Here is a 23381-nt window from a genome sequence, read left to right on the forward strand (position 1 = left end):
AATCTTCTATTCCCTGATAGCTCAGTCGGTAGAGCGACGGACTGTTAATCCGCAGGTCCCTGGTTCGAGTCCAGGTCGGGGAGCCAAATTTGTAAAAGCAGAGTTACTTGCTAAAGCTGGTAACTCTTTTTTTTCCGCCGGATTTGTCTGGCAGGACAGAAAAAAGCAAAATCCTGATAGGGTTTTGCAGCAAGAGATTGAAGTGAGCAGTGAACTTGACAAAAATCACTGCCAAAAAGAATGTTGTAAAAGTTTAATGAAGATCATTGCATCTTCTATTCCCTGATAGCTCAGTCGGTAGAGCGACGGACTGTTAATCCGCAGGTCCCTGGTTCGAGTCCAGGTCGGGGAGCCAAATTTAGAAAAGAGTTACTTGCCAAGGCCAGTAACTCTTTTTTTTCCGCCCTGCCCTCCAGGCATGGCAGACTAGTAGCACAGAGTTTCAAGAGCCATGCTTTTTATGTACGCGGCGTAAAAATAGTGGCTAGTAGCAGCTCAGATGAACAAATACCGGTTGACGTACTATCCCGGGCAAAGAAAATCGTACAAGCATTTCCCCCTCTCCCGCAGCAAATCCCACAACGATCAATTCAAAAAGAGCTCAGACAATATATTGGTCGGCACGGGCTGCATTAGGCATTAGTCGACATCGCCTGGCTCTGGCGCCACCTTACTGCCGAAAATCATCGCCCTGGCAAGGTTCTCACGATGCTGCCAACTGGTGAGTACGACACCCAGCACATGCCAGCCTATCAAGCCCACCATGGTCCAGGCAATGGCGACATGCACACGTACTGGCCAGGCATAACCCCACAGCATATCTGTACCCATGGCCCAGCCTGTCAATGCCAGCAAAGCCACGCAAAGCAGAAGTGCAGCAGCCATCCAGCCACCCAGGGGATTGTGGCCGATATAACGTGGTGCTTTGGAATTGATGACGAGGCGTAAGTAAGCGAATGTAGCCGATGGCGATTTAAGAAATTGAGTGAAACGTGCGTAGCGGTTGCCGATACCACTCCACACCAGGCGCATGAGGACTAACAAGCCTGCGCCATAGCCCACGTACTCGTGGACTGGCCCGATCTGAGCACTGGTGATCCAGGCGGCCACAATAGCGGCAACCTGTGCCCAATGTATCAGGCGCACGGGTAAATCCCAGACGGGCACGTCCCGAGCAGACACGTCCTGAACAGGCATGTCCCGGACCGGCAGCTTATTCTTCAACGCGTTCGAATGTGACCGGGTTAAAGAATGCCTCTACACGCTTGCCCTTAGGATCTTTGGCGTACACCTCATAGCAGCTGGTGGTTTTTTCCATGCGACGGATTTGCCAGCCTTCCTTGGTCAGCTTTGCTTCCAATTCTGTATGCGGGCGCCATTTTTCTTTTGGCTCGTTGGTGCATTTGACATCACCATGAGCCCAGGCACTGCCAGATGACATGGCGAATACCAATGGGACAAATGCAGCAAAAATGGATCGTTTGATTATTGTCATGGATGGCTCCTGATAAGTTAAAACAAGTTTAAGTAATAGCCCAGCGGCGCAATAAATTATGATAAATACCCGTGAGTCTTAAGAGTGCGTTATTTTGCGCATCGACCAGTGGGGTCAATTTCTGGATGGCTTGATCAAGATCGTACAGCATGGCACGCTCAACGTCGTCACTGACCATGCTTTCTATCCAAAAAAACGAAGCTACCCTTGCACCCGCCGTCACAGGCGTTACCCTGTGCAGACTGGATGAGGGATAGAGCACCATGTCACCAGCTTCAAGCTTGACGGTCTGCGCTCCAAAATCCGTTTCAATTTCCAGCTCTCCGCCATCATACTCTTCAGGCTCAGCCAGGAATAAGCTTACCGAAATATCGCTGCGCAAGTTTTGACGGGTGCCGGGCATCATCATCACGGCACTGTCCACATGCAGCCCATATCCACCACCATCCTGATAACGATTGAATTTTGGCGGGTAAATTTTTTGCGGTAAGGCAGCAGAAATGAACACAGGATGCTCACCAAGTTTGCGCAGGATATGGTTGCCCAACTGAATCGCCAGCTCCGAATCGTCGTCTATCTGCAAATTATTTTTGACTTGCAGCGCGAGTGTGCCGGCTGTACGCGCACCATTCTGCCAGTCAGCCTGATCCAGATGTGCACGGAACTGCCGGACTTCATCCTTACTCAGGACACCTTCAATCACATTTAGCATAAGCCTGCCTTGTCTTCCATCAATTCATTAACAGTGCAGCAAAGCACCACTATCAATATCAGCCAGCGTAGCGCATCCAGCCTGGGCCATGCATATCTCCAGCTCTTCACGCAACAGCTTGATCATATGCGCCACACCCAGAGCGCCAGCAACACTAAGCGCATACATTTGCAGGCGACCGATCAGAACAGCATTCGCGCCCAAAGCCAAAGCCTTGAAAATATCAGAGCCAGAGCGTATGCCGCCATCCAGTAACAAGGGGAAATCATCACCAACGGCAACACGAATGGCAGGCAGCACAGACAGGCTGGCTGGCGCACCATCCAGGCTACGCCCACCATGGTTAGAAACAACAATACCCGCAACGCCCGCAGCTTTTAGCGCCAGTGCATCATCGGGATGCAAAACCCCTTTTACCCATACAGGTAGAGATGTTTCTGCAATCAGCCAGGCCAGATCAAACCACGTTGGTGCAGCACGCATCGCTCCCTGAAAAATCCGGCTATCATCAGCGGAAAGTTCAACAGGGTTGCCCACATTGATCTCTTGCAGGTTCACGGCCACACAATCGGTTGGTATGCAGAATCCGGCCTGCAGCGCGCGTGCGCTAGCCACCTGTATCGATGCATCCAGTGTTACGACGATGGCGCTATAGCCAGCCACTTCAGCCCTTGCCAGCAATTTGCGCGTATCGTCACGACTGGATTGAAAATAAAGTTGAAACCATTTATGCGGCCCGGCAGCATGCGCTACATTTTCCAAAAGACTGGATGACAAGGTGCTGCAGACCATGCAGCTATCCGTGGCTCTGGCAGCCCGGGCGGTATCAATTTCACCAGCAGGATGTGCCAGCTTTTGAAAAGCAACTGGTGCTAACAAAACAGGATGAAGAAAAGTTTGATTGCCCAGCGTGACTTTGGTATGTCCACCGGTGACATCGCGCAATACGCGCGGATAAACCGACCATTGCGAAAAGGCTGCCAGGTTGGCAGCGACAGTCAGGTCACGCCCACTACCACCAGCAACGTAGGCATAGCTTGATTCTGCCATGATACGCTGTGCTACAAGTTCATAGTCTTGAGCACAGCGTATCTCTGGTGGAATGACAGGTGTGGATGGGTTATTCATCAATGAAAATTATCAACAAAGAACCCTTATTTTAGCTGAATCAAAAGAACCCACTCCCTATAGATGAATGAGTTCTTGTTTGCCGTCAATGGATTACATTTCGTAGTTCAGCGTAAAGCGTACTGCGCGTGCATCACCTTTATACAGGAATGAGCCTGAACGATAAACTGCTGTGTAGTAGTCCTTGTTCGTGACATTCAATACATTCACACGGACATCAAAGCGACGCGAGAAACGATACGCAGCAAATACGTCATAGGCAGTGAATGAAGGCACAGGTTGCGAACACTGGCCAGTTGCGGTGTAGCCCGCTGCAGTATCAGGCTGCCCACCGCAACGATCACCTTCATGACGTGCTGCACCACCAAACGAGAAGGCATTCGTCAACTGGTACTTGGCCTGCGCAGAGAAAGTTTGCTTGGCAAAGTTACTCAAAGGATTACCGATGTTCGCAGGAGTTGCAGAAGCCAGTACTTTGGAATCCAGGAACGCTGCACCGAACTGCACGGACAAGTCTTCTGTCAGGTTCCCACTCAGGCCAAATTCAACGCCCTGCACGCGGTTTTTACCTGTGTTGAATGTACCGACTGTGTCGTAGTTGGCACCTTCCATGACGTCAGACTTCTTGGTCTGGAACAATGCTGCTGTTGCCAGTAGTTTGTCATCCAGCAAATTCCATTTCAGTCCCAACTCATAGTTGACCGAAGTTTCTGGCTTGGCACCAGCGATCTGGTTTTGATACAACACCGCACCACCATAACCACTACTGGTACCAGAGTCAGCTTCACCACCATTGATATCTTGCGCACTGGCGATAGAACCGTAAACGATGAGTTTAGGAGTTATCTTGTAGCTCAGACCAAGATGACCATTCAACAGTGTGTCTTTGTAACCATAGCTGCCAGTAATAGCGCCAGTTGTGTTATTGCGGCGGATCAGATCCAGGTCAAATGAATCAGCACGCACACCACCGAAAGCTGTGAATTTGTCTGTCAGGTCGACAGTATCCATCGCGGTCAGCGCCAGCGCCTTGATATGCCAGTCCTGGTTCCAGCCCAGGCGCGCATAGTTACGGCCAGAGAGATTATTCAAGTTGGCAACTGGCGTACCATTGCTGTCGGTGAAGCAATAGCCATTATTGGCACCAACACCTGCAGTGGTTTTACAGTTGAATGTGCCAGTATTGGTAATGCTATAAGTGCCTGATACAACTTTGTGATCAGCATATTCTGCACCGAAGATGAACTCATGCTTCATGCCACCGATCAGCTTATCCCAGCGCAGATTACTCTGGTGAGCAAAGTAATCGATATCTTGCCAGCCAGTGTGGCCACCATCAAGGACGCCCGTTGTGTAAGCCACACCTGTGGTGCCGTTATAACGTGTTGCAGAGGATGCACCTGTTGTGACATAGCCATTATTGGATTTGCCATAACGCGTCAGGCTGGTGAGCTTGAGATCAGGGGCAAAAGCCAGGTTGATACGGGCAGTCAGCGTGTCAACATCAGATTTGAGGAAGTCATTTGCCTGTGCATAGACTGGTACATTTGTTGCCGGTACGCGATTTGGCACTGTCCCTGTCAGGTAGTAACCCAAATCTGGTGATGTATCTTTGGTACGCAGACCATAGTAGTCAAGTGTGACAGAGAAGTCCTTGCTGGCTTCATACAAGCCGGACAATGCGATACCCTTGCGTGAACGGTTGGACGGTGAGCGGCCTGGTACATCTTCATCGCCGTACAACAAGTTGGTACGCAATGCAAAATTATCGCCAAAACCTTTGTTGATATCAGCAGTAACACGTTTTTGTGAATCACTGCCTACGCCTACCGAGACACGTTCAAAATCGTGATCCAGGGTCGCTTGCTTGGTGATGGCATTGATCGCACCGCCAGCTGTACCGCGGCCAGCAAAACTTGAATTTGGGCCTTTGGAAATTTCCAATTGCTCAATGGCGAAACTTTCACGTGTCGACATACCTGGGTCACGCAAGCCGTCAACGAAAACATCGCTTCGTGCTTCCTGACCGCGAATGATGTAGCGGTCGCCGAAGGCATTACCGTTTTCACCAGTACCCAGGGTAATGCCAGGCTGTGCACCCAGCACTTGTTTCAAGTCCGTCAGGCCAGAGTCATCAATAGCAGAGCGCGTCAATACAGAGATAGTCTGTGGCGTTTCTGCCAGTGGGCGGGTGTGACGTGAATCGGCAGAGGATTTTGCCTTATAAGGGGCACCCACTTCCGCATTGGGATTGGACTCGCGCCTTTTACCCAGGATTTCCACTTCTGGCAGCTTCTGCCCATCTTTTTGTGTCTTGGCAGCTGGAGGCGTTGCATCTTGTGCCGTCGCAAGCACAGGCATCAACATCGCACTGGATATACCCAATGCCAGAGTCGTTTTCTTCATTGAGCTAAATACCGGCTCGTCAGTATCACGTAGGCTTTTTGGCTTTTGAGCTTGCGAATGTTTCATGTAGATCCTTGATTGCATGGAGCAAAATATTATAAATAAGATATTAATTTTGTAGCTCGGTACAGCTAATTACAAACTAATACGAATGATATATATGTTGACAATGAGAATCAATATCATTCACATTTCAAATGTTAAATACTTATACTTTTATGCAAATCCAGGAATTTAGGCGGATACATTTATTGTTTGCCGGTCATCTGACTACGCCGGGGGCACTTTGGCAGTGACAAATACGATTTGAAATTATTCAAGTCCTGATTAAATCAAGAAAAAAAGTTTGTGGACGGATACAATAAGCACCTCCCATCAAAAGCTAATTTTTTCCGACTTTGTTCACATTCTGCTCTTGGCGTCACGCCTTCTTTTGTTTGCTCATCTCCCTGACTTCAGGCTTTTGCAATACGGCAATAGCGGATAGTTGTGCAAACACCCCTGCACCAATACGGTTTTTATTAAGCTTTGATGATGGCCCCAGTGCAGTACAGCCAGATAATCCAACTGAGAAAATATTAAGCACTTTACAAAACAATCCTTATCAGGCTGGTATCAAAGCTATATTTTTTGCCCAGACAAGGGCAGTCAACGGCGGCGGCACGGAATTTGGCAGAACTTTACTGAAACGGGAAGTGGAAGCAGGTCATCTGCTGGCTTTTCATACGGGTACGCCGCGACATTCCAATCACCGCTATCTGAGTGAAGAAGAATTAAAAACCTCACTTGAGTTGGGTATCGCCGACTTGAGTGGCATTACGGGTACGGCGCCAAAACTGGTACGCCCGCCTTTCTGGAATTATGATGCCCGTACCCTTGATACCTATCACAGCCATGGCTTGCAAATGCTGCTGACTGATCTGAGTGCAAATGACGGCATTATCTACGGCATCAACTTCAGCCTGACCAAACGCCGTAATATGCGCAAACTGCTATTGGCCACCCGTCCAAAGTGGTGCCAGAATGAAATGCCCTCAGTAGATGGTGTAACACCCATTGTCGTCACCTTTCATGACATCAATCCCTATACCGCCAATCATATGGAAGAGTATCTGGAGATACTTTTAGATGTCGCTAAAGAACTGGAAATTCCCGTCAGTGAAAAGCCCTTCTACGATGATCGAGACGAACTCGAACGTGCTGCCATGGCAAGGGTAGTAAAAGACGCCAGCAACGCTCCAGAATTGCCAGGCATCTGGAACTGGCTCTGGGGTTTATTTCGCTGACAAAGTAGTAGCCAGAAGCTGCGGCGCTGAGCTCAATAGTTTAGAACTACACAAAGTGATGGACAATTCAGGATGTGGCAAGTGCAGGCATTGTGCGCTTGCCTGATTGAGTTTGATTTGCGCTTCTTTGGTAGTCCACAACTGATAAAAATCATGCATACGATTTCCCGCATCCTGTTGCGCTAACCGGACATTTTCGTCTGCATTAAATGCCTGCAATGCCAGGGCGAAGAAATCGCGTTCCGGGTTCAGCACTTCAATATCCAGGCCCAGCTTGCTACTGACGCTGACAGCACAGGCAACCCAGGGGCCGCTATGCGAGAGGCTGAAACCGACATCACTTAATTCTGGCTGACCGAGGCGAGGCGCATTACCGGCTTGCTCGATCAATTCCAGTTCTGTGGTTGGCATATCCAGTAAATGAGCCAGTACCTGTCTCAAAAGAATACGGCCAGCCAGGAATTGCTGCTGACGCTCAGGACGAGTAAAGCGCTGATAACGCTGCACTTCACTTTCTGAGAGCCAGGGTAAAAAATTCGCCAGGCCGGAATCTGTCAAGGTATGCAGGCTGAACAGGTAAATACTTGCTTCATCAGACTGAGTTTTCATACCTTGTACCGCTCTGGCTGTTGAGTGGGTGGTTTAACGCAAAGCCTTGTCATCAGCCCCGGTCGGGCCACCGACAGCAGTGCTGTAATTGCTGATCACATATCCGCTGGCCAGATTGGCGACACGGGTCAGCATCAAATTATCATGCACGCCAAAAACAAACCCCGCTGCCATGGCAGCTGCGCGCTGGAAAAATTCTGGCCTTGCCACTGAATTGCCTTCGGTATCAGTCACATTCAAACGCAGCAACACGCCTGAGCTGCCTGCCAATGGCCCCAGCAAGACACGTTTGGCACCATGCTGAAACTGTATTTCCTCGACTACGGGCTGGATGACCAAGGTGCGGCCATTGGCTGGACGCTTATTCCAGCTTTCCAAAGGGCCAGCCAAATCTTTCTGGATATTGTCATTGATTTTAAGCAGCCCGGAAATATCACCACTATAGCCATCTTTGAATATCGCCGGTTTCACTATAATGCGACCAAAGGAAGCAAATGCTTCTTTGGGTGCGGGATTCTGAGTTGCATTCGCTTTTACAGAAGTAGCACACCCCTGCAATAAAGCCAGAGCAAATATTGCAGATAACAGCAAACCACGTTTTAATACGACACTCATAAATACATCCTTGATATAAGAGGAAGAGATATGACAGGCATATCCCTCTCTTCATTTATGCCCACTGTGATCAGATAATTTGGGGCAATATTTTTTTACTTGTTATCTATTCTGACAAAATCACCTTTGAGTGCAACGCCTGCCATGATGGCGCCAACGTGGCATTCAAACTCGGCTTCGCTTGCATATTCAATGTTGTCATAGTTGCTGACGATATTGACGACTGCATTTGCGCCCAATTCTTTTGCACGTTTTTGCAATTGCAACATGGCAGACAAAAACACCCAGTTACAGGCCTTTGCATCTGATTTACCAAAAGCATTGGTTTTCAGGCTGGTTTTATCGCTGGCAAGTGTTTCCAGAACTACTGGCCCTGGCTGTTTGCCAAAATAAAATTTGACTGAATCGCCCAAACGGCTTTGTGCATCATTGGCGTTCATGGCACCGGAGAGAGGCAACATGACTTTTCTGTCTGCGGCCTGAACACTGCTCATACTTGCCATCATCGTCGCCAATACAATTACTGCTGAAATTACTTTTTTCATTCTGGTTTTCCTTATTTAAGTACAGGCCGCATCTATGGTCAGCGGTATTTTTTAAAAATCAGCGAAGTATTTATTCCACCAAAAGCAAAATTATTCGACATTACATATTCACAATCTATCATCCTGCCCTCATCCCTGATGTAATCGAGGTCTGCGCATTGCGGGTCAAGCTCTTGCAAATTGATCGTGGGAGCGAACCATCCCTCGTTCATCATTTCTATGCTGATCCAGGCTTCCAGTGCACCGCAGGCACCCAGGGTATGCCCCATATAACTTTTCAGTGAGCTGATGGGCATGGTATTACCAAACACTTGCACTGTAGCCTGGCTTTCAGCGATGTCGCCCTGCTGGGTACCGGTGCCGTGGGCGTTTACATAGCCAATATCAGATGCCTGCAGCTCTGCATCTTCCAGCGCCAGTTGCATGGCGATTTTCATGGTCTCGGCATTTGGTTGCGTGACATGACAGCCATCGCTATTGGTGCCAAAACCGACCAGCTCGGCATGTATCGTGGCACCACGTGCCAGTGCATGTTCCAGTTCTTCCAGTATCAGGCAGCCCGCACCTTCACCGATGACCAGGCCATCACGTCCTGCATCAAAGGGCCGTGGTGTAATCTCTGGCGTGTCGTTGCGCACACTGGTGGCAAACAGGGTATCAAACACTGCCGCTTCTGTCGCGCATAATTCTTCAGCACCACCGGCAATCATGGCGACTTGTTTGCCGCCACGTATGGCTTCATAGGCATAACCTATACCCTGACTGCCAGAAGTACATGCTGACGATGTCGTGATGACGCGCCCGGTCAGACCAAAGAACACGCCTATATTGACAGGCGCAGTATGCGCCATCATCTTGATATAGGTAGTGGCATTGATACCCTTGGTAGTGCGTTCTTCCATCATGCGGCCAAAGTCGCCAATAGCACTCGGTGTACCTGCAGAAGAGCCAAAGGAAATCCCCATTTTTCCGCTGCTGATGAAGGGATCATTGAGCAAACCTGCATGCTCCAGCGCCATTTCACTGGCTCGCGTCGCCATCAGGGCTACCCTGCCCATGCTGCGTGTGGCCTTGCGGTGGTAGCGCTCGTTCAATTCAAAAGCTGCCGCTGGCGCACCCAGTTGCGTGTTCAGGCCTTCGTAATCGCTCCATTCATCCATACGCTTGATGGCATTTCTGTATTCGCCCAATTGCTTGCGTATGCTGGTCCAGTCATTGCCCAAAGGGCTGATGCCGGCCATGCCTGTGACGACAACGCGGCGTTTAGCATTATTCATTCCGCTATTACTTATTCCACTATTATTCACGCCATTCCCCCATTGACTGAAATGACCTGGCGCGTCACATAAGCCGCATCAGGCTGCATGAGAAAGCTGACGACGGCAGCCACTTCTTCTGGCTTGCCAACGCGCTTGGCAGGTATCATTTTCAAGGCTTCTTCCATCGGCACATCTTCTATCATGTCTGTTTCTATTAAACCCGGGGCCACGCAATTAACAGTGATTGCCCGTTTTGCCAATTCAATTGCCAATGCCTTGGTAGCACCAATGATGCCTGCCTTGGCAGCGCTGTAATTCACCTGGCCGCGGTTACCGATCAGGCCCGATACCGATGCCAAAGTGACGATACGGCCAGGCTTGCGGCGCTGTACCAAGGGCATGACCAAGGGATTAAGCACATTATAAAAACCGTCGAGATTGGTACTCAGCACGATATCCCAGTCCTCACCTGACATGGCAGGAAAAGCATTGTCACGTGCCACACCAGCATTACAGACTACGCCGTAATAACAGCCATGCTGCTCAATATCGGCAGTCAGTATGGCTGCGGCCTGCTCGCGCTCACTGATATCAAATTGCAGGACACGCACCTGGCGGCCCATGGCAGCAATTTCACGCGCAACAGTTTCTGCTTCTTCACGCTGGCTACGGCAATGCAAGACGATATCGTAACCATCACTGGCCAGACGCAAAGCGATGGCCTTGCCTATGCCCCTTGACGATCCAGTCACCAACACACTCATACTCATTACTAACTCCGTTGCAGAAAATCTTTGACGTTATTTGGCTGAAACACGGTAATAGTCGCATTTGCCAACGACGTACCACTCACGCTATCACTAATCTGACATTCAAAAGCCCCAAGGCCATTATCACCCTGCAATGCCTTGTGCACCTGGATATGCAAGACACTGCCAAGCACAAATAAGGGCTGACTGCATTCATAGCGCCTTGAACCCAGCAGAAAACCTACTTTCACAGGTTCATGACGCAATTGCGCCAGATAACCTGCATGGGCAGCAATGGCTTGCGCCATATATTCGATACCAACCCAGGCGCCGACACCGGATGTTTCGCAAAACAGAGTATCCGGCCTGATGCTGACTTCCGCACACAAATTCTCATCGTCGGCGCTCAGCACCCTGTCCAGCAAGACCATCTCGCCATCATGCGGTACCAGATCGCGAACAGGGGGAAATTCTTTTTCATTCGGCATGTTCATTCTCTCCCTAGTATCAAGGCTGCATTGGAACCACCGAAGGCAAAGGAATTGCTCAGTACATAACGCACTGGTCGTCCCAGTTGTTGACCATGGGAAACCACATTCAGCACGGGTAATTGTGGGTCTGCGACAGCATCCCACAGATGGGGTGGCAATCTGCCTTGCGCATTATCACCCTGCATGGTCAGCCAGCACAATGCAGCTTCTACCGCGGCAGCAGCACCCAGGGTATGTCCGGTAAATGGCTTGGTGGAACTGACTGGCACAGCATCGCCAAACAGATCATGAACCACGCGTGATTCCATCGCATCATTTTGCGGGGTGGCCGTGCCATGCAGGTTGATGTAATCGATATCTGCTGCTGAAATACCAGCACGCTGCAAAGCCTGACTGATGGCGAGGCGGGCACCACCACCGGCAGGGTCAGGGGCTGACATGTGATGTCCATCAGATGACTCACCCCAGCCACACAAAGCGATGCCAGAACCCGTGCCATCATCAGTTTCGGCACTCATCAGGAATAAAGCCGCACCTTCACCTATATTAATACCATGACGATTGGCACTCAAAGGGTTGCACAAGCTGTCACTGACCGATTCAAGCGCTGAAAATCCAGCCACGGTAAAAGCACATAAGGTATCTACGCCGCCCGTGAGGACGACATCGCACAACCCCATTTTGATCAGACGCGCAGCACTGGCCATGGCCTTGGCGCTGGAAGAACAGGCACTGGAATGCACATAAGCAGGGCCAGTGATACCCGCAACATGGGCCAGAAAATCGGCAGGCGAAGCCATCTCTTGCTGGCCATAATGAAACTCAGCAGGCAGTGAGGCATCAGCTTTGAACTGGCGCAGCGCAGCTTCGGTACTGGCGATGCCTGAGGTACTGGTGCCTATCACCACAGCAACACGGTCTGCACCAAAGCGAGCTATGGCAGCATCCAGTGCTGGCCGTATCTGTGTCAGTGCAGCCAGTGCCAACTGGTTATTACGGCTACGCATGTTCAATGGCATGGCGCTGATATCCGGCAATGCACTAGTCACTTGCCCCAGCGGCAATGTACGACCATTTGACCAGGCATCGGTAGGCAAGACACCAGTCTCAGCCGTATCCAGCAAACGATGCAGGATGTCCTGGTGATTATCGCCTAATGAGCAAACGATACCGCAGTGATGTAAATACAGCTTCATAATGATATTCAGGTACTCAAGGTGCTGATTGTATGGTCAGGCGATAGTGGTAACGCAAATTATTCAGGACGACCGTGCCGCTCCAGCGTGGCATGCTGCTGTAGTCAACTGTGACGACTAGTTTCTCATCAAGGTAAAGCGAACGGTGCAAGCCCTGCTCTTCTATGCGCCAACCTGCAGGCAGGGCTTGGGCAATCGCACTCGCTGGCCACAGACTGAGCTGCATGTCTTCCAGCACATCCTCTGCCCTGACCTGCGCAGGCAGCATGACATGTCGCCATGACTTTAATTGCTTGCCGTCATAACTGAGACTCAGTACGCGCTGTCCAAACGCCAGACCGACGAGTTCCAGATGGCCAGGTTCCACTTCCAGCGCTGCATCCAGCTCGTCTATGCGGCCATTTCTTTCCACGATCAAATGTTGCTGCACACTGAAAGAAGCATCCAGTGCCGCAGGAGCCAGCATCAGCCCCAGGCGGGCTTCAGGTTGCACAGGTTTGCTGGCGCAGGCACTCAGCAATGCGAGTATGGTCGCGTATGCAGCCAAGCTCAGCCATGATTTAAGTTTGAGCAACATGCGCACTTTCTGTAGTAGAAGTAAAACAGGGAACAATCAGCCACACCAGCGCAGTTCCTATCAGCATCGTCAGGCCAAAGGCTTGCAATGCCGGGGTGCGGCTCAATCCCAACAAACCGAAAGACAGCAAGGTATTCGCAGCCGACAAACCAACAGCCAGCCATGGCGTGGCATTACGCCTGTCCGGATGCTCTTGCATGAAGATACCGTAATCAACACCCACGCCCAGCAATAACATCAGCGCCAGCACATGGAATAACTGCAGGCTTTGCCCCGCCAGCCCCAGCAAACCCAGAGTCACCAGGCTGGCACACATGGTAGGTGCCAGCACGCGCCAGGCATTGCGACGGTAACGCGGGAATAACAGGGCAAATACCACCAGATAAGCCGCTGACACTACCCAGCCCATATAGGCACGATAGCGCCCCAGCACCGAGGATATTTCGTTGACTTTATCTACCCATTGCACACCTTCCAGCCCCTGCCCTGCCTGTTGCAAAGTTGCCAGGCCATTATTGGCATAACTGAGACCACGCAAGGCGACGATACTGGCGTACTCATTGCCGATTTGTCCCAGCCACAAATGCCGCCAAGGTTCACCAGCTGAGGTCTTGAGAAATTCATCGATAGATGTGCTGGCTGTCAGTGTCAGCAAATGCTTGCGTATGGCAGCGGCCCAGGCTGCATCTTCTTCCACCTTGCTGGCCAATAAACTCAAAGCCCCACCTTCTGCCAGCAGTTTTTCGTCTATCAGTTGATGGCGCTGTTTTTGTAATTGCGCAGACGGTATCCAGTTTGACAAAGCCTGATAGCCGGAGATGGTATGACGCTCTATAAGAGGATCAAGTTTGCGCTTCAGGGCTTCTTCACGCTGCAAAACGACTTCTGCGCTATTACCACGCACCAGGAAATACTGGACCGGCGTAGGAGCATCCAGCAATTTACCCAGTTTGATCTGATCCGCCACCAGATGCTTGGGAGAGTTTTGCAAAAGACGAATATCATCGTTGGCACCAAGGCGCGAACAGCCTATCGCCGTAGCTATCGCAAAAATAGCCAGGACTACAAAGCTGCGCAGATTCCAGCCCAGTCGTGGCCAGCGCATGAGCGCTGCTGAATAACGCGCCACCAGCTTGCCACTTTTCAGGCTGCCAGCGCTGATCAGTTGCGGGAACCAGCAAATCACGGTGAGCCATGCAAACACCAGCCCCAGTGCAGAAAATACTGCCATGTGACGCAAGCCAGGGAAAGGCGTCAATCCCAGGCCCAGATAACCAATGACTGCCGCCAGCAAAGTCAGGCCCAGGCCCGGCAGCAAGCGTTTCAGTAAAGTGGACGAATCAATACTGGCATCAGCACTCAAGCGATTGCACAAAAAGTAGATTCCATAATCCTGCGCCACACCTATCAGGCTGGCACCAAATACCAGTGTTAGCAAATGTATGCCACCAAACAGCATCCAGCACACCGACAAGGCACCGAGAAAACCTACGCCTATGGACAGCAAAATCAAGGTGATGGGTTTCAGGGAACGAAAGCTCAGCCACATCAACAAGATGATGCCTATCAGCGAACCCAGGCCTATCGTCGATACTTCACCACCAGCCTGTTGCCCGGCAGCGGCAGCATGCAGGACAACACCAGCGTTAATGATCTCTACCGAAGGTGTCGCCAACAAAGCTGCTTCCGCCGCCTTGCCCAGCAAAGGTACAACCATCTCTTGCGCAGTCAGGGAAAATGCCGATGGCTTCAGTGTCAGCGGCAACAGCACATATTGTTTGTCCTTGTCTGCCACGAATAGATAACCATCGCGCGGGCGCACCGGTGTTTCTTGCGCCCTTTCCTGTACCCAGCCAGAAAACAGATTAAAAGGGTCATCCTGAAAACTGCCCAGTTTGGGACCTGAGAAGGCACTGTACATTTTTGCCAGCGCGAGGTCAGTCCAGTATTGCGCTGGTTCTGTACGCAATTGCTGTTCTTGTTGTGCTGTCAGCAAACCCAGGCTTTGTTTTTGGAATACCGCCAGCCAGTCATTCTGGGCCTGGTCACTGATATTGGTCGCCGTCAGTAAATCTGTACGGCTTGTCAGCACTTTTTGATAAGCAGCGGCAGCATGTTTGGCCTGTTCCCAGTCATTCGCACCTATCAGTACCACGACCCTTTGCTGGGCAGTGTCCACCATGTGGGCGAAGGATTGCTGCAAGACCGGGTCACGTTCTTGCACAGGCAACAAGGCCAGGATGTCAGTATCAGGCGCGATACGCTTGCCCAGCCATAGATAGGCATTATGAGCCAGCAACAGGCAAACCACGATTGCCCATGTGATTGCCAGCCCCTTAGTCCATCCATGCTGTTTTTTCATACCATCGCTCATGAGTTTGCTTTTCCCTTATTGAGCAAACAAGGCCAGTTCTTCAGCTGTCATGGCAGTTTCACCAGTTTTGATATCTGAAAAAATGATGGTGGTACGGTCACCACTGGCTTCATCAATATGGATATTTTTTACGTAGACACCACCGTCCAGAGAGATCGCCCCTATCGCTTTTGCCAGTGCTGCTTCACGGGCTTTGAGTGCCACCTTCCAGTTGCTGGCATCAGCATTGCCTTCGACTTCAAACAGGGTTTCCAGCTTACCCAGATCACCAGACAGCAGAGAAAACAGCACGCTGTTGATCATGCGTACCGTAGGTTCTTTTTGCGCATCCAGGCGCATGGCTACCCGCTCACCTTGCAAATGTACGATCTCATCACGCGTCAGGCGCAAGGTGTTTGGGAATGGTTGCAACGTACGCCACAAGATGCCCTTGCCATTAACGACGCAAAAACGGCCATTGGATGCCAGTGGTTTTTTCATGCCCTGTAATTGCTTGGTCTGATCAAACCTGCCGCACAGCACTGGCGGCTTGGCCAGCATGTTCTGAATTTTGCTGATAGGTGCGGCGGCATTACTGCTGTCTGTCCAAAACAGGCTCAGCAATAGCATGCAGATAATAGATAACAAACGCATCATGGACATCATGGAATGGGCACTCCCAATTTTTCAAACAAGATGGCAGGAGAAACAAAGCACATTTCTCCATTGGCAATTTCAACGGCGACCTGGGTCGTGCTGGCACGGTTCAAGCGCTTTCCTGTGACGGTGTCGGTGATCAGGTAATCTATCTTTAAACGGTTTTCCCATTCGACAATCTCGGCACGCAGGGTCAGCTTCTGGCCAAAACTGGCGGGAGCAATATAGCGCAACTGCATGTCGATAACAGGCCAGGCATAACCGGACTCTTTCATCTGCACATAGTTGTAATTGATATGATCCAGCAAGGCACAGCGCGCTATTTCCAGATATTTGACATAGTTGCCATGCCAGACGATTTCCATGGGGTCCAGGTCAAAGAACTGAACCTGTATCTCGACTTCGGCAACCCATGGGCTGGGTGTATTCTTTTTACGCATAGAGCTTCCATTCTTGCTGGCGGATACGCTCTAGCATCAGGCGCAGGTCAGGTTCCAGGCGACGGTCTTCCTGCACCGGTGCTACATCGCCAGCCAGTGCATCCATCATTTGTGTCAACGCTGGCGATAGTTGCAAATCCTGACTCACACGCAAACGCAGCCAGACACCCTGCCTTACTGTAATAAGCAAGGCAGCCACTACCTGCTCAGTCAATTCCAGCACGCGCAGACAATCGCGGGCAGCGATGGTACCCATGCTGACCTTGTCCTGGTTATGGCATTCGGTGGAACGTGAAAAGACGGAGGCAGGCATGGTCAGCTTCAATGCCTCTGCCGTCCAGGCTGAAGCACTGATTTGCAAGGCTTTCAAGCCGTGGTTGATTGCCGCACGCGGCCCTTCCATGCCAGACAGATTGGCGGGCAAGCCATGGTTATAACGGCTATCGACCATCAAGGCCATTTGCCTGTCCAGCAAATCTGCCAGATTGGCGACGGCATTCTTCATGCCATCCATGGCGAAAGCAATATGGCCGCCGTAGAAATGGCCACCATGAAGTACACGCTCATTGTCGCCATCGATAATCGGATTATCGTTGGCGCTGTTCAATTCATTTTCTATGGACTGACGGAAGAAAGGCATGGCGTCGGCCAGCACACCTATGACATGCGGGGCGCAACGTATGGAATAACGGTCTTGCAGGCGTTTGCCATTGCGCTCAACTTGCCCGGCTGGTAAATCCTGGCGCAACCATGCAGCCACACCCTGCATGCCGGGATGTGGCTTCACTGAAAACAATACTTCATCAAAATGGTGAACATTACCATCCAGGGTCACTGAGGCCATTGCGGTAATGCGCGTAGTCAACTTCACCAGATAATCAGCACGGTCATAGGCCATGCAGGCCAGCGCTGTCATGACGGCTGTGCCATTCATGATGGCCAGGCCCTCTTTCGGACGCAGGCGCAAAGGCGTGATTCCGGCTTCACGCAGAGCCTGGGCCGCAGGTACCTGCACGCCATCGCGCCAGACTTCGCGTTCGCCACACAGGACTGCAGCCAGATAAGACAAAGGTGTCAGGTCACCACTGGCACCGACAGAGCCTTCGCTGGGGATCAGCGGCAAAAGACCCGCCTCAAGCAAACGGCTGATCTGTTCCAGCAACTCTACGCTGACACCAGAAAAGCCTTTGGACAAAGATGCCAGACGTGTAGCCATCACGGCGCGGGTTTGTGCCGGTGACAGATATTCACCCAGGCCACAGCCGTGATAGGTATACAGATGGTGCGGCAATTCTGCCACCAGGTCTGGCGGCACGGTGACGGTACAGGAATCCCCATAGCCAGTCGTGACGCCATAAATGGTGCCGTCTTCACGCAACAGGCGATCCAGAAAATCTGCGCCACGGGCTATCGCTGCGCGAAACTCAGGGTCGGCAGACAGCGCCGCATTGGCGCGGCCGTGGGCGATATCAACGATATCTTCTATGCTCAATCTGTTACGGTCGAATTGTACGGTGCGCAGCTTGGTGCTCTGATCAGCGGATTGCATCTTATTTTTCCAATTCGGGTAAATGCCAAAAATCATAAAAATTAAACCATTGCAGTGGTGCCCGCACTGCATAATATTCGAGGCGGGCGGTATACTCAGCGACTACGCTGCGCAAGACGTCATCACGCCCTTTGCGTGGCAGCCTGATAGCCTCACGCAAGAGTTCAAAGCAGACTTGCGGCACGCCATCCATTTGCAAGGAAAACAGCAGATAGACCGGGCATTGCAAGACACTGGCCAGCACATAAGGACCAACCGGGAAAGCTGCATCCTGCCCAAGAAAAGAGGCCACCGCCACCCTGGGTTGCGGCGCTACCGGGATACGGTCACCAGCAATCACGACAAAACCACCTTCAGCAATTTTGTCTGCCAATAGCATGGCGGTGGCAGGTGTCATTTCTGTCACCTGCAATAAATTCATCTGGCTCTCTGGATCTAGCCTTGCCAGCATGCGGTTAAATGCCTGCGCATGTTTGGTATGCACCAGCACCGTCAATTTCACTTCAGGAAAACGGCGCGACAACACGCGGCACATTTCCAGATTACCCAGATGCGAACATACGATCAGGCCACCACGCTTTTGGGTGACCTGAACATGCATTTCTTCTTGCCCGACATACTTGACTTTGCGCTCATCAAACAAACCACCCCACAACAACATCTTGTCGAGTATGTTTTCTGCAAAGGCAGCAAAATGCTGTAACACGCCAGTCCACCCCTGAGCTACTTTGCTATAGGCATTCATACGTTGCAGGTAAGCCATAGATGCGCGGCGTGGCGCAGGTTTGGTGAGCACATACCAGGCCAGCACCGGATACAAAAATATGCGGAACGGCCAGCGTCCACAGACCTTGAATACCCAGAACAAAAAACGCATGCCAGCCACAAAGCTGACTTCATTGATGCTGGCCCAATGCCAGGCAGAACCTGAATGTTGTGTGTTCTGTTTCATTTGCCCGCCTCAGGCTGGCTACGCCAGTGACGTGCCAGCAGAGAGGGAATGCGCAACAACATGCCAAAGAATAACTTGGTATGCATGACGGTGATCAGAGCATTGTCACGCCAGACGCGAAAATGAGAAACGCCATCCGTGGGATAAGCAACACGGGTAGGCAGGTTGATGACTGCTGCGCCATCCCAATACAATCTGACTAGGATATCGGTATCAAAATTCATGCGCCTGCCTATGTCCTGCCTGGCCATCAACGCGATCACGGCATCCACAGGATAGACACGGAAACCGCACATGGAGTCGCGTATGGCCAGCGACAAGGTATTAATCCAGACCCAGACATGGGTCAGGTAACGCGCATACAAACGTATGGCAGGCACGGATTCATCATAGACCGGGTAACCGGCAATCACTGCCTGCGGATGTGCTTTTGCCTGCGTCAAGAATTGCGGTACATCGGCCACGCAATGCTGCCCATCTGCATCAATCTGCAAAAGATGGGTGTAAGACGCTTGCGCCGCATAGCGAAAACCTGTCAGCACGGCGGCGCCCTTGCCCTGATTGACGTCGTGACGCAGTAAAGTCACGCGACCTGGTGTTGCGGCCTGCAAACCCTGCAACACCTGCGCACAGGCAGCCGAGCAGCCATCATCCACCAGCACGCAATCCACTTCATGCGCCAGCACGGCCTGCACTACGGCAGCTATTGCATGTTCATGGTTATAGACGGGGATGAGGATGCAGGGTTTGAACACTTTACTTCTCCACCCTCGCAAAACGCAACAGGGAATGGCAATAGCCGATATCGTCGCGGGTCGTGATCAATTGCAGGCCAGCGGCTTCTGCCAGGCGCACATAATCACCGCTCTCATAAATCTTGCTGTTACCACTGGCCATGGCCGTGAAATAAGGTGAAGTATTGATGAGGCAAAATGCGGCGATATCATAACGCTGCCTGTCCCAGAAGGTGTCCATGATCAGCAATTGCCCGTTAGGGGCCAGCGCTTTGGCAGCGCGTTGCAGGATACTGGCAATAGCAGACTCTGAAAAACAGCTGAGGAACTGGCTCATCCAGATCATGTCCATGCCATCAGGCAAGGCAGCTTCATTGTCCAGCAAATCGATAGAGTGGAAATGGGCGCGCTCACGCACACCTGCGGTTTTCAGATTTTCTTCCGCCACCGACAACTGACGTGGCAAATCCACCAGATGCATTTCTACAGCAGGATTGTAGGCCAGCGCTGCACAACTGAATTTGCCAGTGTTAGCACCTATATCCATCAGCTTGCGTGGTGCTGTTGCAAACACGTCAGGCAAGATGCTGGGGAAAGAAGTATCAGAATAATGATGGTCGAAAGCAAACCAACTGGTCTTCGCCGGTTCTGGCAACTGCGACAGACCCTGATACAGCGTGGGCCAGTTACCCAAGGCGCTCAGGCCCAGGGGTTTTTCATTATCCAGTGACTCGTCAAGCTTGAACAAACCTTCGTAACAGACATCGTGATTGAAATCGAGATTGACCTGGGTGATGGAATCAGTCAGCACACAATAGCCAGCCTTGTCGAGCACATAAGAACCGGCACTCAGATACACCACGCCCGATGAAAGACAGGTTTCCAGTACGACCTTCAATACATATTCAGTCCACTTGCCTGTGGCTGCCATATCGGCAATAGTCAGACCTGTGCCTCCGGCATCGGCAAGTGTCTGCAACATGCCGCGCTTCCAGGCATAGCGTACACATTGGAAAACGACAGGACCAAAGGCAATCTTTTGCGCTTCAAAACGAGCGGCAAAAGCGGATTGGCGTTCAGGAGAAAATTTCTTATCTAGCATGCGGGCTTTTCATTAGCGAAAATAATACGACCACCGGCATGTTGCCCGGCCTCAGAAAAATAACGGAATTGCAGACTGTCTTTTACTACCTCATGTACCAACTCCAGCATGACTGGCACTTCAGGATGGATCACATGCTGGAACTTCAGCGCATGAACAGACTTGAATATGGGCGGCAATGCAAAATACTCGCGGGCATATTTGATGACCCAATCGAGTTGCACTACCCCAGGCAGCACAGGTGCCACCGAAAAATGTCCATCAAAATAAAACAGAGTTGCTGGTACGATCAGCTCAAACAAGACTTTTTCTGGTGCTTGTTCCAGCAGACGTATTTGTGGCAAACGTGGGCGCGGATCACCCGCTTCATCCAGCAAGGCATGCAATTGTGTGATTGTAGTCTTGCCCTGTGCATTGACTGGCATTTGATCCAGATAACGCCAGCGACGTGGCAAGGCAATCGCTTCCACCAGTTCGCTCAATATTGCACGCATGCGCAGGTTGAACGCCCTCTTCCCTTCCAGCGCCAGTTGTTGACGGCCATGTTCAGTCGTCACGATAAAGGCAGACAGTTTTTGTCTTTGTCCAGACACTTCATGATCCGCGATCACCCTGGCTTCACTGACCAGATCAGAGGCCAATAAAGCCTGTTCGATGGCATCGAGAGAAATACGTTTTTCTTCGATTTTGACGATACGGTCACTACGTCCCTGCAATAGCAAACGACCGTTATCTGTCAATTGCGCCTTGTCAGCCAGGCGCAACCAGTCTGTTTGGCCCAGGTGCGGCGAACGCACTTCCAGTAAATCTTCTTCTGCTATACGCAAATCGACCTTGGGTAAAACCTCCCAGCTTTCGATTGCGCCCGGTTTGCGCTGACGCCAGGCGACGCCGCCGGTTTCAGAACTGCCATAGACTTCAAAAGGCACTTGCCCGAGCATATCGCCAACTGCATATGCAGTCTCTGCAGCCAGCGGACCACCGGATGAAAAGATGGCGCGCAATCTTTGCTTGCCAGCCTGCCAGTCCAGATGCTCTGGCAGTCGTTTCAGATGAGCTGGACTGGCAATCAAGGCGCATTCACGCTGCGCCAATATTTGCGCCAGTTGCTCAGGAAAGTTTACGCTCAAGGCATGAATAACGCGGCCTGCTGATGTAGGCCACAAGACCTTGAACAGCAAGCCATAAATATGTTGATGCGATACGGTAGAAACAATCTCGGCATTGCCAAGACGCTGCCCAAATACCTGCTCCAGGCTAGCAACTTCACTCATCAGTTGCGACAGTTTTTTGGGTATGGCCTGCGGCTGTCCGGTACTGCCTGAAGTGTGCACGACCAGGCCTTTGAAATCGGGGTCGAGTGCTTTCAACATCACAGGCACGGCATCAGTTGCCCCTTTTACCGGTTGATATTCTTCTGGGAACTCGCCCAGAAACGCATCCACAGATTTGGACAATGCAAGACATGTGGCAGGCAAGGTATCGGCTGTCAGCCATACCGTTTTATTTTCCAGCCAGGCAGCCAGCAAGGCAGCAGAAAACTCCAGGCTGTCTTCGAGATACAAGGCCAGTTGTGTTCCTGCCGTACTACGGACTGCAGCACTCCATGCACCTATGCGCTGCAAGAAGTCGCTATGCGATACTGCACCCTTGGCATTCCAGCCCATGATGGCGTGGCCGGGACGAGCTGCCAGCGCAAGGCAGGGATCGGGAGAAAAATCAGACATGATGAATTCGTTTAAAGCGCAGGCGCACCATGTATTCGATGGCGAATAACAGCCCCATGAGGATATAGGCAATCACGCCGGTATACAGTGACCAGATAGCGGGCGAAGCCCACATGGCCGTAGCAAAAGCGATGCTCCCGTTGACGACGAAAAACACGCACCAGACTTGCGTCACACGGCGTGTGTAGGCGATTGCCACGTCAGGTAATTCAGGTTCGCGCAGGCGTGCGAATCGCTCCACCATGGACGGCGGCACTGCCAGGCTATATGAAAAAACAGCCAGCAATACGCCATTCACCAATACCGGATACAATTTAAGGGGCAATAATGCATTGGCCCACACAGCGCAGCCAGCCAGCAGCAAGGCGCATAACATGGACCAACGCGCTACACGGCTGACCTTGAATGTCGGCAATCGGGTCGCCGCTGCCAATAGCAATAAGGCAGCCAGCCAGCGTGGTTCCACCTGCCCCTGGCCAAACCAGATGACGAGTGGATAAAGCACAGTAAGTATGACCGCAACAACGGTCAGGATTGCGCGAACTATGTTGACTGCTCCGCCTGCAGATTGAGCAGGGCATCAATCACGTCACCAATGGTGCGTATTTTTTTAAATACTTCGGGTTGCAAGCGCATGCCTGTCATTTGTTTGAGCTTGACTGCCAGGTCGACCGCATCAATGCTATCAATGTCCAAATCGGCATACAGATTGGATTCCATCGTCAAAGCCGATTTATCCAGCTCAAACATTTCAGCCAGCAGGTCCACCACCCAAACATAGAGCTCGTCTCTGCTCATT

The 23381-nt window shown here is 51.3% G+C and carries 24 protein-coding genes and 2 tRNA genes; 3 read left to right on the forward strand and 23 right to left on the reverse strand.

The window, feature by feature from the left end:
• Positions 1 to 10 precede the first annotated feature (10 nt).
• Positions 11 to 86: transfer RNA gene (locus tag AC07OI_RS05515), tRNA-Asn, on the forward strand.
• A gap of 193 nt (positions 87 to 279) precedes the next feature.
• A tRNA-Asn gene (locus tag AC07OI_RS05520) sits at positions 280 to 355 on the forward strand.
• 284 nt (positions 356 to 639) lie between these two features.
• Here the strand turns inward: AC07OI_RS05520 and AC07OI_RS05525 are convergent.
• From AC07OI_RS05525 to AC07OI_RS05545, 5 genes are all read right to left on the reverse strand, one after another.
• Positions 640 to 1197 carry a cytochrome b/b6 domain-containing protein gene (locus AC07OI_RS05525; RefSeq protein ID WP_495256525.1) on the reverse strand — a complete coding sequence of 186 codons (558 nt, stop codon included), beginning with the start codon at positions 1195 to 1197 and terminating at the stop codon, positions 640 to 642.
• A gap of 16 nt (positions 1198 to 1213) precedes the next feature.
• Positions 1214 to 1495, reverse strand: a complete 282-nt coding sequence (locus tag AC07OI_RS05530) for a PepSY domain-containing protein (RefSeq protein WP_492702782.1) — start codon at positions 1493 to 1495, stop codon at positions 1214 to 1216.
• Between the two features lie 28 nt (positions 1496 to 1523).
• Positions 1524 to 2207, reverse strand: a complete 684-nt coding sequence (locus AC07OI_RS05535) for a Fe2+-dependent dioxygenase (RefSeq protein ID WP_495256526.1) — start codon at positions 2205 to 2207, stop codon at positions 1524 to 1526.
• Between the two features lie 27 nt (positions 2208 to 2234).
• Positions 2235 to 3335 (reverse strand): alpha-hydroxy acid oxidase, encoded by a 1101-nt coding sequence (locus tag AC07OI_RS05540; protein WP_495256527.1) that lies wholly within the window; start codon positions 3333 to 3335, stop codon positions 2235 to 2237.
• A 93-nt stretch (positions 3336 to 3428) separates the two neighbouring features.
• Positions 3429 to 5741 (reverse strand): TonB-dependent receptor, encoded by a 2313-nt coding sequence (locus AC07OI_RS05545; protein WP_495256528.1) that lies wholly within the window; start codon positions 5739 to 5741, stop codon positions 3429 to 3431.
• A 437-nt stretch (positions 5742 to 6178) separates the two neighbouring features.
• Between AC07OI_RS05545 and AC07OI_RS05550 the strand changes: the two genes are divergently transcribed.
• Complete coding sequence (locus tag AC07OI_RS05550; protein WP_492702778.1) at positions 6179 to 7027, forward strand: polysaccharide deacetylase family protein; 849 nt, start codon at positions 6179 to 6181, stop codon at positions 7025 to 7027.
• Here AC07OI_RS05550 and AC07OI_RS05555 read toward each other — a convergent pair.
• The 18 genes from AC07OI_RS05555 to AC07OI_RS05640 form a co-directional block, all read right to left on the reverse strand.
• Complete coding sequence (locus AC07OI_RS05555; protein WP_495256529.1) at positions 7016 to 7636, reverse strand: 4'-phosphopantetheinyl transferase family protein; 621 nt, start codon at positions 7634 to 7636, stop codon at positions 7016 to 7018. The genes AC07OI_RS05550 and AC07OI_RS05555 overlap by 12 nt on opposite strands.
• Positions 7637 to 7669: 33 nt before the next feature.
• A complete protein-coding gene (locus AC07OI_RS05560) occupies positions 7670 to 8251 on the reverse strand; it encodes a hypothetical protein (RefSeq protein WP_492702776.1) in 582 nt (193 codons plus the stop codon).
• A 95-nt stretch (positions 8252 to 8346) separates the two neighbouring features.
• A complete protein-coding gene (locus AC07OI_RS05565; RefSeq protein WP_492702775.1) occupies positions 8347 to 8796 on the reverse strand; it encodes an excinuclease ATPase subunit in 450 nt (149 codons plus the stop codon).
• A gap of 38 nt (positions 8797 to 8834) precedes the next feature.
• Complete coding sequence (locus AC07OI_RS05570) at positions 8835 to 10073, reverse strand: beta-ketoacyl-ACP synthase (RefSeq protein ID WP_492702774.1); 1239 nt, start codon at positions 10071 to 10073, stop codon at positions 8835 to 8837.
• Positions 10074 to 10099: 26 nt separating this feature from the next.
• On the reverse strand, positions 10100 to 10825 hold the full coding sequence (locus tag AC07OI_RS05575; RefSeq protein WP_495256530.1) for a 3-ketoacyl-ACP reductase FabG2: 726 nt from the start codon (positions 10823 to 10825) through the stop codon (positions 10100 to 10102).
• Positions 10826 to 10827: 2 nt separating this feature from the next.
• Entirely contained in the window at positions 10828 to 11292 is a 465-nt protein-coding gene (locus AC07OI_RS05580; protein WP_492702772.1) for a hotdog family protein, read from the reverse strand.
• Positions 11293 to 11294: 2 nt separating this feature from the next.
• A complete protein-coding gene (locus AC07OI_RS05585; RefSeq protein ID WP_495256531.1) occupies positions 11295 to 12491 on the reverse strand; it encodes a beta-ketoacyl-ACP synthase in 1197 nt (398 codons plus the stop codon).
• 16 nt (positions 12492 to 12507) lie between these two features.
• A complete protein-coding gene (locus AC07OI_RS05590; RefSeq protein WP_495256532.1) occupies positions 12508 to 13068 on the reverse strand; it encodes a DUF3261 domain-containing protein in 561 nt (186 codons plus the stop codon).
• Positions 13052 to 15430 carry an MMPL family transporter gene (locus AC07OI_RS05595; protein ID WP_495256533.1) on the reverse strand — a complete coding sequence of 793 codons (2379 nt, stop codon included), beginning with the start codon at positions 15428 to 15430 and terminating at the stop codon, positions 13052 to 13054. Before AC07OI_RS05595 ends, AC07OI_RS05590 begins: the two co-directional genes overlap by 17 nt.
• A gap of 27 nt (positions 15431 to 15457) precedes the next feature.
• Positions 15458 to 16051, reverse strand: a complete 594-nt coding sequence (locus AC07OI_RS05600) for a LolA family protein (protein WP_495256762.1) — start codon at positions 16049 to 16051, stop codon at positions 15458 to 15460.
• A gap of 32 nt (positions 16052 to 16083) precedes the next feature.
• The gene (locus AC07OI_RS05605; RefSeq protein ID WP_492702768.1) at positions 16084 to 16518 is read right to left on the reverse strand and encodes an acyl-CoA thioesterase; all 435 of its coding nucleotides are present in this window, start codon (positions 16516 to 16518) and stop codon (positions 16084 to 16086) included.
• Positions 16511 to 18067 (reverse strand): HAL/PAL/TAL family ammonia-lyase, encoded by a 1557-nt coding sequence (locus tag AC07OI_RS05610; protein ID WP_492702767.1) that lies wholly within the window; start codon positions 18065 to 18067, stop codon positions 16511 to 16513. The genes AC07OI_RS05605 and AC07OI_RS05610 overlap by 8 nt, the downstream gene beginning before the upstream one ends.
• A 1-nt stretch (position 18068) precedes the next feature.
• Complete coding sequence (locus AC07OI_RS05615; protein WP_495256534.1) at positions 18069 to 19019, reverse strand: lysophospholipid acyltransferase family protein; 951 nt, start codon at positions 19017 to 19019, stop codon at positions 18069 to 18071.
• Positions 19016 to 19774 carry a glycosyltransferase family 2 protein gene (locus tag AC07OI_RS05620; RefSeq protein ID WP_495256535.1) on the reverse strand — a complete coding sequence of 253 codons (759 nt, stop codon included), beginning with the start codon at positions 19772 to 19774 and terminating at the stop codon, positions 19016 to 19018. Before AC07OI_RS05620 ends, AC07OI_RS05615 begins: the two co-directional genes overlap by 4 nt.
• A 1-nt stretch (position 19775) precedes the next feature.
• A complete protein-coding gene (locus AC07OI_RS05625) occupies positions 19776 to 20855 on the reverse strand; it encodes a class I SAM-dependent methyltransferase (protein WP_495256536.1) in 1080 nt (359 codons plus the stop codon).
• Positions 20849 to 22582: an ApeI family dehydratase gene (locus AC07OI_RS05630; RefSeq protein WP_495256537.1), complete on the reverse strand. Its 1734-nt coding sequence runs from the start codon at positions 22580 to 22582 to the stop codon at positions 20849 to 20851. Before AC07OI_RS05630 ends, AC07OI_RS05625 begins: the two co-directional genes overlap by 7 nt.
• On the reverse strand, positions 22575 to 23087 hold the full coding sequence (locus AC07OI_RS05635; protein ID WP_495256538.1) for a COG4648 family protein: 513 nt from the start codon (positions 23085 to 23087) through the stop codon (positions 22575 to 22577). The genes AC07OI_RS05630 and AC07OI_RS05635 overlap by 8 nt, the downstream gene beginning before the upstream one ends.
• Before the next feature lie 38 nt (positions 23088 to 23125).
• Positions 23126 to 23380 (reverse strand): acyl carrier protein, encoded by a 255-nt coding sequence (locus tag AC07OI_RS05640; protein WP_423002811.1) that lies wholly within the window; start codon positions 23378 to 23380, stop codon positions 23126 to 23128.
• Position 23381 lies beyond the last annotated feature (1 nt).

The sequence above is a fragment of the Undibacterium sp. GW821-FHT07F11 genome (genome assembly GCF_059418665.1).

Coding starts and splice junctions, on each gene's coding strand:
- AC07OI_RS05525 (WP_495256525.1), bottom strand. CDS start 1,197: ATGCCTGTTCAGGACGTGTCTGCTCGGGACGTGCCCGTCTGGGATTTA.
- AC07OI_RS05530 (WP_492702782.1), bottom strand. CDS start 1,495: ATGACAATAATCAAACGATCCATTTTTGCTGCATTTGTCCCATTGGTA.
- AC07OI_RS05535 (WP_495256526.1), bottom strand. CDS start 2,207: ATGCTAAATGTGATTGAAGGTGTCCTGAGTAAGGATGAAGTCCGGCAG.
- AC07OI_RS05540 (WP_495256527.1), bottom strand. CDS start 3,335: ATGAATAACCCATCCACACCTGTCATTCCACCAGAGATACGCTGTGCT.
- AC07OI_RS05545 (WP_495256528.1), bottom strand. CDS start 5,741: ATGAAGAAAACGACTCTGGCATTGGGTATATCCAGTGCGATGTTGATG.
- AC07OI_RS05555 (WP_495256529.1), bottom strand. CDS start 7,636: ATGAAAACTCAGTCTGATGAAGCAAGTATTTACCTGTTCAGCCTGCAT.
- AC07OI_RS05560 (WP_492702776.1), bottom strand. CDS start 8,251: ATGAGTGTCGTATTAAAACGTGGTTTGCTGTTATCTGCAATATTTGCT.
- AC07OI_RS05565 (WP_492702775.1), bottom strand. CDS start 8,796: ATGAAAAAAGTAATTTCAGCAGTAATTGTATTGGCGACGATGATGGCA.
- AC07OI_RS05570 (WP_492702774.1), bottom strand. CDS start 10,073: ATGAATAATGCTAAACGCCGCGTTGTCGTCACAGGCATGGCCGGCATC.
- AC07OI_RS05575 (WP_495256530.1), bottom strand. CDS start 10,825: ATGAGTATGAGTGTGTTGGTGACTGGATCGTCAAGGGGCATAGGCAAG.
- AC07OI_RS05580 (WP_492702772.1), bottom strand. CDS start 11,292: ATGCCGAATGAAAAAGAATTTCCCCCTGTTCGCGATCTGGTACCGCAT.
- AC07OI_RS05585 (WP_495256531.1), bottom strand. CDS start 12,491: ATGAAGCTGTATTTACATCACTGCGGTATCGTTTGCTCATTAGGCGAT.
- AC07OI_RS05590 (WP_495256532.1), bottom strand. CDS start 13,068: ATGTTGCTCAAACTTAAATCATGGCTGAGCTTGGCTGCATACGCGACC.
- AC07OI_RS05595 (WP_495256533.1), bottom strand. CDS start 15,430: ATGAAAAAACAGCATGGATGGACTAAGGGGCTGGCAATCACATGGGCA.
- AC07OI_RS05600 (WP_495256762.1), bottom strand. CDS start 16,051: ATGCTATTGCTGAGCCTGTTTTGGACAGACAGCAGTAATGCCGCCGCA.
- AC07OI_RS05605 (WP_492702768.1), bottom strand. CDS start 16,518: ATGCGTAAAAAGAATACACCCAGCCCATGGGTTGCCGAAGTCGAGATA.
- AC07OI_RS05610 (WP_492702767.1), bottom strand. CDS start 18,067: ATGCAATCCGCTGATCAGAGCACCAAGCTGCGCACCGTACAATTCGAC.
- AC07OI_RS05615 (WP_495256534.1), bottom strand. CDS start 19,019: ATGAAACAGAACACACAACATTCAGGTTCTGCCTGGCATTGGGCCAGC.
- AC07OI_RS05625 (WP_495256536.1), bottom strand. CDS start 20,855: ATGCTAGATAAGAAATTTTCTCCTGAACGCCAATCCGCTTTTGCCGCT.
- AC07OI_RS05630 (WP_495256537.1), bottom strand. CDS start 22,582: ATGTCTGATTTTTCTCCCGATCCCTGCCTTGCGCTGGCAGCTCGTCCC.
- AC07OI_RS05640 (WP_423002811.1), bottom strand. CDS start 23,380: ATGAGCAGAGACGAGCTCTATGTTTGGGTGGTGGACCTGCTGGCTGAA.